Here is a 12,597-nt window from a genome sequence, read left to right as displayed (position 1 = left end):
GGATCCTCCAGCACCTTGCTATCGAGCGGTCGTCCCTCGGGACACCTCGGCTTGAAGCCCCCAGGACGGTTCGCCAGCCGCGATGGCATTCAATCACTTACCGGCAGGCGTGCACGACGCCTTGGTCCCATTGTCCGTCACGCCAGTGACAGACTCGGTGCCGATGGCCAAGAATCACCGACCCGATCGATCCCCGGCGGAGCCCGGCTCCCGGCCGGAACCGGGCATGCTCCTGGACCGGCTCGCCGCGGGACCGAGCCGGGCTGCGCGCATCACTCATACGGAGCACTTGCCCCCGCGTGCGGGCCGTCATGCCGTCTGGCCGGACCGGATTCGGCCGGAGGTCCTCGGCGCGGTGCGGGCCGCGGGCATCGAACACCCCTGGGCCCACCAGGCACGCGTGGCCGAGCACGCCCTGGACGGCGACTCGGTGGTCGTCGCCACGGGCACCGCGTCGGGCAAGTCCCTGGCCTACCTGGTGCCGGTCCTGTCGGCCCTCGTGGACGGCTCCGAGGCTCCGAACGGGCGTGGCGCCACCACCCTCTACCTGGCCCCCACCAAGGCGCTGGCGGCCGACCAGTGCCGGTCCGTGAAGGAACTTTCACATCCGCTGGGCACATCCGTCCGGGCGGCGGTCTACGACGGCGACACGCCGTTCGAGGAACGCGAGTGGATCCGGCAGTACGGCACGTACGTCCTGACCAACCCCGACATGCTGCACCGCGGCATCCTGCCCTCCCACCCCCGCTGGTCGTCGTTCCTGAAGGCACTGAAGTACGTCGTCATCGACGAGTGCCACACCTACCGGGGCGTCTTCGGCTCCCACGTCGCCCAGGTGCTGCGCAGACTGCGCAGACTGTGCGCCCGCTACGGCGCGTCGCCCGTCTTCCTGCTCGCCTCGGCCACCGCCGCCGAGCCCGCGGTGGCCGCCCGCCGGCTCACCGGACTGCCGGTGGTCGAGGTCGCCGACGACGCGTCACCCCGTGGTGAACTGGTGTTCGCCCTCTGGGAACCTCCGCTGACCGAACTGGAGGGCGAGAAGGGCGCGCCGGTGCGCCGCACGGCCACCGCCGAGGCCGCCGACCTGCTCACCGACCTCACCGTGCAGGGCATGCGGTCGATCACCTTCGTGCGCTCCCGGCGCGGCGCCGAGCTGATCTCGGTGATCGCCCAGGAACGTCTGGCCGAGGTCGACCGCTCCCTGGCCGGGCGGGTGGCGGCCTACCGCGGCGGCTACCTCCCCGAGGAGCGCCGCGCCCTGGAACGCGCCCTGCACTCCGGCGACCTCCTCGGCCTCGCGGCGACGAACGCCCTCGAACTCGGCCTCGACATCTCCGGCCTGGACGCGGTGGTGATCGCCGGGTACCCGGGCACGCGCGCCTCGCTGTGGCAGCAGGCGGGCCGGGCGGGCCGGGCCGGACAGGGGGCGCTGGCCGTGCTGGTCGCCCGTGACGACCCGCTGGACACCTTCCTCGTCCACCACCCGGAGGCCCTGTTCGACCAGCCGGTGGAGTCCACGGTCCTCGACCCGGACAACCCGTACGTCCTCGCCCCCCACCTGTGCGCGGCGGCTGCCGAACTCCCCCTGACGGAGGAGGACCTGAAGCTCTTCGGCCCCGCCTGCGAGGAACTGCTGCCCCAGCTGGAGGCGGCGAAGCTGCTGCGCCGGCGCACCCGGGCCTGGCACTGGACCCGCCGCGAGCGCGCCGCCGACCTGACGGACATCCGCGGGGAGGGCGGACGCCCGGTCCAGGTCGTCGAGGAGGGCACGGGCAGACTGCTGGGCACGGTGGACGCCGGTGCCGCCCACACGACCGTCCACGAGGGCGCCGTCCACCTCCACCAGGGGCGCACCTACCTCGTCCGCTCCCTGGACCTGGAGGACTCCGTCGCGCTGGTCGAACAGGCCACGCCCGCCTACTCGACGGTGGCCCGCGACACGACGGCGATCTCGGTCCTGGAGACCGACGTCGAGGTCCCCTGGGGCGGCGGGCGCCTCTGCTACGGCTCCGTCGAGGTCACCAACCAAGTGGTCTCCTTCCTGCGCCGGCGCCTGATCACCGGCGAGGTCCTGGGCGAGACGAAGCTCGACCTGCCTCCCCGGACGCTGCGCACGCGCGCGGTGTGGTGGACGGTCACCGAGGACCAACTGGATGAGGCCCGGATCAACCCGGAGATCCTCGGCGGGGCCCTGCACGCCGCCGAGCACGCCTCGATCGGCATGCTCCCCCTGTTCGCCACCTGCGACCGCTGGGACATCGGCGGCGTGTCGGTCCCCCTGCACCCGGACACGCTGCTGCCGACGGTCTTCGTGTACGACGGCCATCCCGGCGGCGCGGGGTTCGCCGAGCGCGCCTTCCACACGGCCCGCGACTGGCTCACCGCCACCCGGGAGGCCATCGCCTCCTGCGAGTGCGACGCCGGCTGCCCCTCCTGCATCCAGTCCCCCAAGTGCGGCAACGGCAACGATCCGCTGCACAAACGGGGGGCGGTACGGCTCCTCACGGTGCTGCTGCGGGGAGCGCCACAGCCGCCGGAGTAGGGAGAGCGGACGGCGGACGCGGTGCGGGGGACGCGAGCGGCGGCAGTGCGGGGGTGGTGAGCGGCGGCCGTGCCGGGGCGAGCGGGGGCGTTTCGGGGGACGCGCGCGGGGGCAGTGCGGGGGTGGTGAGCGGCGACCGTGCCGGGGCGAGCGGGGGCCGTGCGGGGGATGCGGGCGTGGCCGGGCCCGCCCTCGCCCGGATCTCCGCCGTGAACGGCTCCCTGCCCGACGCCGCCGTCACGTCCGAGACCTGTCCGGTGAGGACGCACCGCACCAACCGCACTCCCTGGGCCCGCGCGACCCGGTCCGCCCGGTCGCACGCCGCCGTGCCTCCCTCGGCCCAGTGGTCCGCCGCCGCAAGCGCCGCCAGATCGGCGCCGCCGGCCGCGCGATGACGGGCGACAACTGCCTGCCCTAGGGCGAGCACGACGCCGAACACCAGGCACAGAACGGCGACGGCGGCCACGCTCCATACGGTCGCCGAACCCCGGTCGGGCACGGCCCTCACCGCGTTGCGCCGCCTCACGACTCCACCCCCGCCGGCACCGCCCCCACTGTCTGCTCCACCGAGGCCACGGCCTCCTCCCGTACCTCGAAGGGCAACCCGTGCAGAGCCGGCGGGTCGGCCACCACGACCACACGGACCAGGCCCGCCTCCCGGCTGACCGTGACCCTCGCCCCGCGCGGTGCCGCCTCACGGGCGACCTCCACGACCGCGCCGACCGGGTCCTGTCGTGCCGCCGCGCGGGCGCCCGTCCGGGCGGCGTCCACGCACTGGATCTGGGCGGCCACCACGAGCAGACCCCACACCAGCGCCATCGCGAACACCACCAGCACCGGAAGCACCACAGCCGTCTCCGCCGTCACGAAGCCGCCGTCCGGCCTGCCCCCTGTCCTGTCCTCCGGCCCTTCCTCCGGCCCTTCCTCCGGCCCGTCGAGTGGCCCGTCGAGCGGCCTGTCGAGTGGCCCGTCGTCCGATCCGCCGATGGGATGGTGGCCGCGGGCGGCCCGGGCACCCGCGGCCCGGGCTTGCGTCCTCGCCACCCGGTCACATCCGCGCATCGAGTGCTCGCTTCACGATGCCCTGAAGCTCCGCGCTGACCGCGCCGCTCGTCACGACCTTGTAGAGGACCACGGCGAAGGCCACCGCCGCGACGATTCCCATCGCGTACTCGGACGTGACCATGCCCGCGTCCCGCCGCAGGCCCTGCCGCGCGGCCCGCCGCCTCAACGCCGTACCCGCTCCGCACACCAGGGCACGCAGCCGCGCCCGTACCACCTGATTCATCACAACCCCCGTGAGGTTCGCCTTTGTTGCTCACTTGCTCGTCTGTTGCTCACTTGCTCGTCCGTCGCCCGTGCGTCGGACCTTCGCCTTCCGGCCCTGTCGCCGGTGCGTTCCGGACCGTCAGCCACCGCCTCCTCCGGGCCCCACGACCCCGCCTGCCAGTCCGATGACCACCGGCAGCACGCCCACCGCGATGAACGCGGGCAGGAAGCACAGGCCCACCGGCGCGGTGACCATGACCGCCGCCCGACGGGCCCGAGCCGTCGTGGTGCGAGCCCAGTCGGCACGGGCTTGGGCGGCCAGCCGGGCCACCGGGCCCGCCGCGGGCAGGCCGGACACTTCGGCCCGTTCCAGCAGCCGGGCAAGGGGCGCCGCCCCCGGCACAGTGGCGAGCCCTCGCCAGGCGCCGTCCGGTTCACCGCCGAGACGGACCTCCGCGGCGCCGTGCCCCAGCGCGTCCCCGACCGGTCCGCCCAGGGCGTCGCCGACCGCCCGTGCGGCCGTGACCGGACTCGCGCCCGCCGCGACACAGGCCGCCAGCAGGTCGGCCGCCAGGGGAAGCTGGCGGACGGCGGCCGCGGTGGCGGCCTGCGCCGCCGCCGTTCCGGCGGCCGAGCGACGGGCACTCCAACGCCACAGTGCGGCGGCGCCCACCAGTCCGCCCAGGATCCCGGCCGCACCGCCGATCAGGGCCCAGCCCGCGCCCACCGTGCCGAGCAGCGGCAGCCACGGGCGGACGGTGTTCAGCACCTCGGTGTGCCGCGGGGCGGAACGAGCCGGTTCCGGTGCCAGCAGGCCGGCGAGTCGTCTGCGCAGCGCCCGCTGCCGCCGCGTGGCCGCGAGACCGCGCGTCAGCCATCCGACGACCAACGCTGTCCCCACCACTGCCCCCAGCCTGTGGACAAGGTCGCCGTTCACGAGGCCGCCTCCGCCCCGCGCACGATCCGCGTCACCCACCAGACGCCCAGACTCTCCAGCACCCCACCGGCCAGCAGACAACCCAGTCCGGCTCCGGTGTGCAGCAGCACACGCAGGGGATCGGACCCGAGGGCGACGCCGAGCAGGAGGCCGAGGACCGGCAGACCGGCCAGCATCACGGCCGTGGCCCGGGCGCCCGCCAGTTGGGCACGCAGGTCGGAGCGCTGGTCCCGCTCGGCACGCAGCGCGCCCTCCAGCCGGTCGAGGCCGGCCGCGAGCCCCGCCCCCTGGTCGACCGCGACCCGCCAGCACGCCGCGAGACCGCGCAGCCCCTCGGCCCCGGGTTGCCCTGCCGCCGCCGCGAGCGCCCCGGGGACGTCCCCGCCGAACCTGGCCGCCGCCAGCACCGCCGCCTGCCCGTCGCCGAGCCCGTCGCAGTCGTGCGCGGCACCCAGCAGGGCCTCGCCCGGCTGTCGCCCCGATCTGACCTCCCCCGCAAGCGTCCCGCACAGCGCGATCACCGCGTCCTGCCGGTGCTCCCGGGCCCGCCGCTCCCGGCCGGCCAGGCGCGTCCGCCGCAGCAGCGGCACCCCCGCCGCTCCCGCGACGACCGGCAGCACCGAGTCGCCCAGGAGCGCCAGCACCAGACCGGCGGCCAGTGACCCCCATTCGGGCCTCAGCCGGCCACGGATCCGCCGCAGCCCGTCGGTCACCCGGTCCGCGGGAGACGGCGGCCCCGTACCGCCGGCCCCGCCCGTACCGGCCGTCTCGCCGGTGCCGGCGGTCCGTCCGACCCGGGCTTCGGCCAGCACCCGTCGAGCCCGCCGTACGCCGGAGTGCCACCCGCCGCCCAGCCACGCGGCTGCGCCCAGGCAGACCAGTGCCACGCCCGTCCACAGCTCTCCCGCACCCACCGCGCCCGTCGCCGTCACGCCCGTCCCCGCCGCGCTCATCACCGTTGTGCTCATGGCTGTCGTGCTCGTCACCGTCGTGCTCGTCACCGTCGTGCTCGTCACCGCTGCGTCTCCCGCCTGACGGACCGCTCTTGGGGCCCTGCACCGCGCAACAGCTCCCGCAGCCGTTGCCAGCCGCGTTCGGCCACGAAGGCGTCCGCTCCCCATCGCAGTGCCGGTACCGTCCGCACCAGCCCCGAAGAGTCCCGCTCCAGGACGTGCACCTCGGCGATCCGGCGTCGGCCCGCGCGGTCACGGATCAGGTGGAGGACCACCGAGAGGGCTGCCGCGAGCTGACTGTGCAGGGCCGCACGGTCCAGGCCGGCGGCCGTGCCGAGCGCCTCCAGCCGGGCCGGGACGTCGGCGGCGGCGTTGGCGTGCACGGTTCCGCACCCGCTGTGACCCGTGTTCAACGCGGCGAGCAGATGGGCCGCTTCGGGGCCGCGCACCTCGCCCACCACCAGCAGGTCCGGGCGCATGCGCAGGGCCTGCCGAACCAGGTCCTCAAGGGTGACCAGGCCCGCGCCCTCCTGGTTCGCCGGTCTGGTCTCCAGCCGGACGACGTGCGGATGATCGGGTCGCAGCTCCGCCGAGTCCTCGGCCAGCACGATGCGCTCGTCCGGTCCGACGAGCCCGAGCAACGCGCTGAGCAGCGTCGTCTTGCCGCTGCCTGTCCCGCCGCTGACCAGGAAGGACAGCCGGGCCCGCACCAGAGCGCGCAGCACGCGGTCGCCGCCGGGCGGTACGGTGCCCGCCGCCGCCAGCTCGTCGAGCGTGAAGGCACGCGGCCGAACCACCCGCAGCGACAGGCAGGTGCAGTCGACAGCGACCGGTGGCAGCACCGCGTGCAGCCGGGTGCCGTCGGGGAGCCTGGCGTCCACCCAGGGCCGGGCGTCGTCGAGCCGACGCCCGGCGACGGTGGCGAGGCGCTGCGCGAGTCTCCGTACGGCCCCCGCGTCCGGGAAGGCGACCGGCGCCAGCTCCAGGCCGCCTCCACGGTCCACCCACACCCGGTCCGGGGCGGACACCAGTACGTCCGTCACCGACGGGTCGGCGAGCAGGGGTTCGAGGGGCCCGCTGCCGACCAGTTCCGACCTGAGCTGTTCGGCGGCACCGAGGATCTCGGCGTCCCCGAGCACCCGTCCCTGCTCCCGCAGGGCCTGCGCCACACGCGCGGGCGTCGGCTCGGCTCCGCTCTCGGCAAGCCGGCGCCGCACACCGTCGAGCATCCCGGGCGCGGCGAGCATCCCCGACGCGGCGCCCGGACCTCTCGGCGACGCCATCGCGAAGCGCCGCGCGGAACCTCGCTCATGCTCACGCCCATGCCCATGCCCGTGCGGCTGCGGCTGTCCGGAAACCGTGTCCCGAAATCCAGCGGGTGCCGGTCCCGCCGACGGCCCAGGGACGCGGCGCGCAGGCCCTCCCACCGGCGATCCTCCGGATTGCCGGCGGGCCCAGCCCGGCGCCGCCCCGGCCGCCGGTCCCTCGGACGCCACCGGGACCGTCAGCCCCTCGCTCACCACCCGGTCCGTCAGCCCTTCGGGCGTCTCCTGAGCGCTGCCGCCCGTCCGCCTCCCCAGAGCCGCCGCCGCGGGAATCTCCGCCGTCCCGCCCGGCTCCCTCGCGACCATCATGTCCACCTCGACCCGCCTTCCTCCGCTCGCCACCGCTCACCACCGCCCTGCTCCAGCCATGTCCTTCATGGGGCACCCCCGGCACCCCCGGCACCCCCGCCCCGTCCTTCCGACTCCGCCAGCGCCCGTTCCCAGAACTCCCGGCAGAAGCGCGCCAGCGGGCCGCGGCGAGGCGTACCCGGAGGGCGTCTGCTCTCCGTGGCACGCAGCAGCCCGGACTCGACCGGCACCTCACCCGCCAGGGGCAGGCCGAGCAGCCGGGCCACCTCGCGGTCGTCGAGCCCGGAGGCGTACGGCCCTCGTACCGCCACCCGGAGGTCGCGCAGGACCATGCCGACCACGGCCGCCACCCGTCCCGCCGCCGCGACGGCCCGCAGTTCGGCGGGGACGACGAGGATCCCGACGTCGAGCTGCGCGAGGACCTCGGCGACGCCCTCGTCGATCCGGCGTGGCAGGTCCACGACGACGGTGCCGCCCCTTCGCCGGGCCGCGGCGAGCACCGCACGTACGGCCTGCGGCGGTACCGCGACACAGTCACCCCGGTCCCAACTGAGCACCCGCAGCGAATGCAGCTCGGGCAGTGACTCCTCCAGGGCGCCGCCGCCGACCCGGCCGCGGGAGGCCGCGAACGCCGGCCATCTCAGCCCGTCGGCCGTCTCGCCGCCGAGGAGGACGTCGAGGCCGCCGCCCATCGGATCGGCGTCCACCAGCAGACTGCGCAGCCCCTCCCGCGCGGAGGTGACGGCGAGCGCGCAGGCCAGCGTGGACGCTCCGGCGCCGCCCCGGCCACCGATGACGCCGACGGTGAGGGCCGGACGGCCGACGCCCTCCGCGACATCGGCGATGCGGTCGACCAGCCACTGCTCGCCGTCGGGCAGCATCAGGACATGGTCGGCGCCGATCTCGACCGCCCGCTGCCAGACCCCCGAGTCGTCCTGGTCACGACCCACGAGGACCACTCCGCGTCTGCGAACGGCTCCGCGAACACGTCGCGCCGCGTCGTCCCCGACGAGCACCAGCGGCGCGGCCTCCCAACCGGTCGGCCACGCGGACGCCGACGGAGTCAAGGACGTTGAGACCGTTGGGGACATTGAGGATGTCGCCGCCGTGGGGAGTGCCGTAGGTGTCGAAGACGGCTTCTCGGGCAGCGAGTGGTGCACCTCCGGCATGGCGCCCGCAGCGGCGCACAGGCGCAGCAGGTCGTCGAGGAGATCCGGGTCCTCGGTGACGATCAGAGGCCCGCCCTGCCGCCCTCCGGCGGCGGGCGGTGGGTCGTACGTGATGGTTCCGGTCATGGTCCGATTCCCCCTTCGGCGCGGCTCCCGCGGTCGCGCCCGTGTTCGCGGTGTCTCGTGGTCCTCGTCGTGTTCGATCAGCCCGACCAGCCCGATCAGCCCGATCAGCCGGACCAGCCGGACCAGCCGGCTCAGTCCGATCAGTCCGGCTGCGTCCGGTCGTGTCCGGTCGCATCCGGGCGTGTCCGGGCGTGTCCGGGCGTCTGCCGGGGCGCGCCCCGGTCAGCGCGAGGCCCTGCGGCCCCGCGATTCACGACCGCGTGAAGAACCGGAATCCGATCCCGCACGAGCGGCCGACATCACGCGTCCCGGCAAACAGATCCGGCCGGAGAACTCGGCGCGGCCCGAACGCATGGCAATCACGGTGCAGCGATCCCGGAAATCGTGTGGATCTTGGTCAAAAGCTGTGGACAACTCGACGGTTGTGAATATCGACTCACTCGAACCGGTGAGCCGGGCCCGGCCCCGCTCCATCCCGCGTACGACCCCCGCAGAGCAGTGCGTCCACTACGCTGCGTAGCCAAAAGTGCCCACGACATGGTCTGGGCCCCGCGCCGTGACGGCGCGGGGCCCAGACCATGGGAAGAGTGAAGAAACCCACCCGGACATGCGACGACCCCCGCCGGGGGGGAGAGCGGGGGTCGTCTCCACGGCCGACTCGGGGGGGGAGGAGTCGGACCGGGTTAGCACGGTCGCGAACGATCCGTGACTTCCATGGTGTACCCGAGAGCCTTCTCAGGCAAACCCACGCGCCCCACCTTACGCCGAATGGGCTGCGCCTATGCTCAAGCTTGTGGAAAACCACTCCTTGGCCCACTCCGCGGCCCACTCGATGCCCCGCACTGCGGCCTTCTTCGACCTGGACAAGACGGTCATTGCGAAGTCGAGCACGCTCACGTTCAGCAAGTCGTTCTACCAAGGCGGGCTGATCAACCGCAGGGCCGTGTTGCGTACCGCATATGCCCAGTTCGTCTTCCTCGCCGGGGGAGCCGACCACGACCAGATGGAGCGGATGCGCGAGTACCTCTCCGCACTGTGCCGCGGATGGAACGTCCAGTTGGTCAAGGAACTGGTCGCCGAAACCCTGCACGATCTCATCGACCCGATCATCTACGACGAGGCGGCCTCCCTGATCGAGGAACACCACACCGCCGGCCGCGACGTCGTGATCGTGTCCACGTCCGGCGCCGAGGTCGTCGAACCGATCGGTGAGCTGCTCGGCGCGGACAGGGTGGTGGCGACCCGCATGATCGTGGGTGACGACGGCTGCTTCACCGGGGAGGTGGAGTACTACGCGTACGGCCCGACCAAGGCGGAGGCGATCCGGGAGCTGGCCGCGTCCGAGGGGTACGACCTGTCCCGCTGCTACGCCTACAGCGACTCGGCGACCGACCTGCCGATGCTGGAGGCCGTGGGCCACCCGCACGCGGTCAATCCGGACCGGGCGCTGCGCCGGGAGGCGCTCGCGCGCGAGTGGCCGATTCTCGATTTCCACCGTCCGGTGCGGCTGAAGCAGCGGCTCGGGGGACTGTCCGTGCCGCCGCGGCCCGCGCTCGTCGCCGCCGCCGCGATAGGCGCCGCGGCAGCCACCGCGGGCCTCGTCTGGTACGCGAGCCGACGCCGGTCCACGGCGGCCTGAACGGGCTCACCGGCCTGGGCGGCTCGGGCTGCCCGGCCACACCTGCCGGATCACCCTTTCACCCGTGTATGAGCGCAAAGGTAAAGAAGTGCGACGAGCACTTCCGCTTACTCGGGCCCAGGAGTACAAAGGACTCAACGGCCCGCGAGACCAAGGACATCCGAAAGGATCACCTTAAACACGCATTTGGCCCCACGGACCGAGCACGGACACTGGGCACCCACGCGACGTCGACCCGTCGATTACGGGCCAGCCGCACCAGGCGACGGGCGAAGTTCCCGACCTGATGGGCACATACCGAGGACGCTTGGTAACCCGGTGGTCGTGCCAGCGGCGGTACGAGCACTCGTACCGCCGCATTTCTGTGCCGTTCGCGCCGGGAGCCTCCCCAGGGACCCGTCCCGCGAGCGCTACGCCGCCCCGCGCTGGAGTGCCTCGCACACCGCCGTCGACTCGCGGGCGCCCAGCGCGACCGCCTTGCCGCAGTGGGCGATCCAGGCGGCCATGCCTTCCGCGGTTCCGGAGACGTAGCCGTCGAGGGCCGCCAGATAGGCCGCGCGCCCCAGTTCGGCGTGGCCGACCTCGGCCGGGCAGACCGACTTCGGATCCAGGCCGCTGCCGACCAGGACGATGCGCTCGGCCGCGCGCGCGACGAGTCCGTTGTGGGAGGTGAACGGGCGCAGCGCCAGGATTTCCCCGTGCACCACGGCGGCCGTCACCAACGCCGGCGCGGAACCGCCGGCGGTCACCAGCGCCGCCAGGCCGTCCAGACGGCCGTGCGCCTCCTGGGCGTCGGGCAGCGGAAGTCCGACGAGCGGTTCGTCCACCGGCTCGCCCTGCCGGCGGGGCCGCCCCACCTCGTCGGCGTTGGTCGCGGCCGCCACCAGGTGCAGCCGGGCCAGCACCCGCAGCGGCGACTGGCGCCAGATGGACAGCAACTGTCCCGCCTCGGCGGTGAGCCGGAGCGCCGCGCCCACCGCGCGCGCCTCGCCGTCGCCGCCGAAGTCGCTGCGCCGGCGCACCTCTTCCAGCGCCCAGTCCGCCCCGGACAGCGCCGCCGAGCCCCGGGCGCCGCGCAGTGCCGCCTCGGAGGTGATCTCGTTGCTGCGGCGCCGCATGATCCGGTGGCCGTAGACGCGGTCCACGGCTTTGCGTACGGACTCCACTGACTCGGCCACCCCGGGCAGGGCGCCCAGGGCCGCGAGCGGATCGGCGTTCGCGCCTGTCGTACTCATGGGTAAGACCCTACGCAAACCCGCGCCGCACCCCACGAATGAGTGGTCTTCTTCACTCCCGCCCGGCCTCGCGTGCCACGTACAGCTATCGAGCCACTACCGTTGGTGAACATGAAAATTGCTTTCGTCGGGAAGGGCGGCAGCGGCAAGACGACCCTGTCCTCCCTGTTCGTCCGCCATCTCGCCGCCACCGGCGCGCCCGTCGTCGCGATCGACGCGGACATCAACCAGCACCTCGGGGCCGCGCTGGGCCTCGACGACGCGGAGGCCGCCGGACTGCCCGCGCTCGGCGAGCACCTTCCGCTGATCAAGGAGCATCTGCGCGGCGGCAACCCGCGCATCGCCTCCGCCGAGACGATGATCAAGACGACGCCGCCCGGCGAAGGGTCGCGCCTGCTGCGCGTTCGGGAGGACAACCCGGTCTACGACGCCTGCGCCCGGCCGGTGGAACTCGACGGCGGGACCGTCCGTTTGATGGTCACCGGGCCCTTCACCGACGCCGACCTGGGAGTGGCCTGCTACCACTCCAAGACGGGCGCGGTGGAGTTGTGTCTGAACCACCTGGTCGACGGCCGTGACGAGTACGTGGTGGTGGACATGACGGCCGGCTCGGACTCGTTCGCCTCCGGCATGTTCACCCGTTTCGACGTCACGTTCCTCGTCGCCGAGCCGACCCGGAAGGGGGTCTCCGTCTACCGCCAGTACAAGGAGTACGCCCGCGACTTCGGCGTCACCCTGAAGGTCGTCGGCAACAAGGTGCAGGGCCAGGACGACCTCGACTTCCTGCGCGACCAGGTCGGGGACGACCTGTTGGTCACCGTCGGGCACTCGGACTGGGTGCGCGCCATGGAGAAGGGCCGGCCGCCCCGGTTCGAGCTCCTGGAGGAGGTCAACGGCCGGGCGCTGCGCACGCTGCACACGGCCGTCGACGCGACGTACGAGCTGCGGGACTGGGCGCGGTACACGCGGCAGATGGTCCACTTCCACCTGAAGAACGCGCACAGTTGGGGCAACGAGCGAACCGGTGCCGACCTGGCTGCGCAGGTCGACCCCGGTTTCGTGCTCGGCGAGGAGGTCACCGCCCCCGCGTGAC

At 73.6% G+C, this 12,597-nt stretch carries 11 protein-coding genes; 3 read left to right on the top strand and 8 right to left on the bottom strand.

Going from position 1 to position 12,597, the window contains the following annotated elements; all coding sequences use genetic code 11:
* Positions 1 to 82 precede the first annotated feature (82 nt).
* Entirely contained in the window at positions 83 to 2,542 is a 2,460-nt protein-coding gene (locus Sco07f_RS07890; protein WP_042826607.1) for a DEAD/DEAH box helicase, read from the top strand.
* Here the strand turns inward: Sco07f_RS07890 and Sco07f_RS41335 are convergent.
* The 7 genes from Sco07f_RS41335 to ssd form a co-directional block, all read right to left on the bottom strand.
* Positions 2,502 to 3,041 (bottom strand): Rv3654c family TadE-like protein, encoded by a 540-nt coding sequence (locus tag Sco07f_RS41335; RefSeq protein WP_439959685.1) that lies wholly within the window; start codon positions 3,039 to 3,041, stop codon positions 2,502 to 2,504. The genes Sco07f_RS07890 and Sco07f_RS41335 overlap by 41 nt on opposite strands.
* A gap of 23 nt (positions 3,042 to 3,064) precedes the next feature.
* On the bottom strand, positions 3,065 to 3,409 hold the full coding sequence (locus tag Sco07f_RS07880) for a TadE family type IV pilus minor pilin (RefSeq protein ID WP_108987438.1): 345 nt from the start codon (positions 3,407 to 3,409) through the stop codon (positions 3,065 to 3,067).
* Between the two features lie 181 nt (positions 3,410 to 3,590).
* Positions 3,591 to 3,830 carry a DUF4244 domain-containing protein gene (locus Sco07f_RS07875; RefSeq protein WP_087792891.1) on the bottom strand — a complete coding sequence of 80 codons (240 nt, stop codon included), beginning with the start codon at positions 3,828 to 3,830 and terminating at the stop codon, positions 3,591 to 3,593.
* Positions 3,831 to 3,950: 120 nt separating this feature from the next.
* Positions 3,951 to 4,748: a type II secretion system F family protein gene (locus tag Sco07f_RS07870; RefSeq protein WP_108987349.1), complete on the bottom strand. Its 798-nt coding sequence runs from the start codon at positions 4,746 to 4,748 to the stop codon at positions 3,951 to 3,953.
* Positions 4,745 to 5,716 carry a type II secretion system F family protein gene (locus Sco07f_RS07865; protein WP_244942002.1) on the bottom strand — a complete coding sequence of 324 codons (972 nt, stop codon included), beginning with the start codon at positions 5,714 to 5,716 and terminating at the stop codon, positions 4,745 to 4,747. Before Sco07f_RS07865 ends, Sco07f_RS07870 begins: the two co-directional genes overlap by 4 nt.
* Before the next feature lie 44 nt (positions 5,717 to 5,760).
* The gene (locus Sco07f_RS07860) at positions 5,761 to 6,984 is read right to left on the bottom strand and encodes a TadA family conjugal transfer-associated ATPase (protein WP_244942001.1); all 1,224 of its coding nucleotides are present in this window, start codon (positions 6,982 to 6,984) and stop codon (positions 5,761 to 5,763) included.
* A 416-nt stretch (positions 6,985 to 7,400) separates the two neighbouring features.
* Positions 7,401 to 8,630: a septum site-determining protein Ssd gene (ssd, locus tag Sco07f_RS07855; protein ID WP_108987347.1), complete on the bottom strand. Its 1,230-nt coding sequence runs from the start codon at positions 8,628 to 8,630 to the stop codon at positions 7,401 to 7,403.
* A gap of 781 nt (positions 8,631 to 9,411) precedes the next feature.
* Here ssd and Sco07f_RS07850 point away from each other — a divergent pair.
* A complete protein-coding gene (locus tag Sco07f_RS07850) occupies positions 9,412 to 10,269 on the top strand; it encodes an HAD family hydrolase (protein ID WP_007452098.1) in 858 nt (285 codons plus the stop codon).
* A gap of 410 nt (positions 10,270 to 10,679) precedes the next feature.
* On the opposite strand, the gene Sco07f_RS07845 is transcribed toward Sco07f_RS07850, so the two are convergent.
* Positions 10,680 to 11,504 (bottom strand): Fic family protein, encoded by an 825-nt coding sequence (locus tag Sco07f_RS07845; protein WP_108987346.1) that lies wholly within the window; start codon positions 11,502 to 11,504, stop codon positions 10,680 to 10,682.
* A 111-nt stretch (positions 11,505 to 11,615) separates the two neighbouring features.
* Here Sco07f_RS07845 and Sco07f_RS07840 point away from each other — a divergent pair, with 111 nt between their 5' ends.
* Positions 11,616 to 12,596: an ATP-binding protein gene (locus tag Sco07f_RS07840; RefSeq protein ID WP_167468048.1), complete on the top strand. Its 981-nt coding sequence runs from the start codon at positions 11,616 to 11,618 to the stop codon at positions 12,594 to 12,596.
* The last annotated feature ends 1 nt before the right edge of the window (position 12,597 follow it).

This window comes from Streptomyces coelicoflavus (assembly GCF_003112555.1).
GTDB lineage: Bacteria > Actinomycetota > Actinomycetes > Streptomycetales > Streptomycetaceae > Streptomyces > Streptomyces coelicoflavus.
Note: the sequence above shows the minus strand (reverse complement) of the source record. Positions and strands in the feature narration are given on the sequence as shown.

Excerpts from the sequence above, each read along its gene's own strand:
- ssd (WP_108987347.1), bottom strand. The coding sequence starts at position 8,630 with ATGACCGGAACCATCACGTACGACCCACCGCCCGCCGCCGGAGGGCGG.
- Sco07f_RS07865 (WP_244942002.1), bottom strand. The coding sequence starts at position 5,716 with ATGAGCACAACGGTGATGAGCGCGGCGGGGACGGGCGTGACGGCGACG.
- Sco07f_RS07850 (WP_007452098.1), top strand. The coding sequence starts at position 9,412 with ATGCTCAAGCTTGTGGAAAACCACTCCTTGGCCCACTCCGCGGCCCAC.
- Sco07f_RS07860 (WP_244942001.1), bottom strand. The coding sequence starts at position 6,984 with ATGGCGTCGCCGAGAGGTCCGGGCGCCGCGTCGGGGATGCTCGCCGCG.
- Sco07f_RS07875 (WP_087792891.1), bottom strand. The coding sequence starts at position 3,830 with ATGAATCAGGTGGTACGGGCGCGGCTGCGTGCCCTGGTGTGCGGAGCG.
- Sco07f_RS07845 (WP_108987346.1), bottom strand. The coding sequence starts at position 11,504 with ATGAGTACGACAGGCGCGAACGCCGATCCGCTCGCGGCCCTGGGCGCC.
- Sco07f_RS07890 (WP_042826607.1), top strand. The coding sequence starts at position 83 with ATGGCATTCAATCACTTACCGGCAGGCGTGCACGACGCCTTGGTCCCA.
- Sco07f_RS07840 (WP_167468048.1), top strand. The coding sequence starts at position 11,616 with ATGAAAATTGCTTTCGTCGGGAAGGGCGGCAGCGGCAAGACGACCCTG.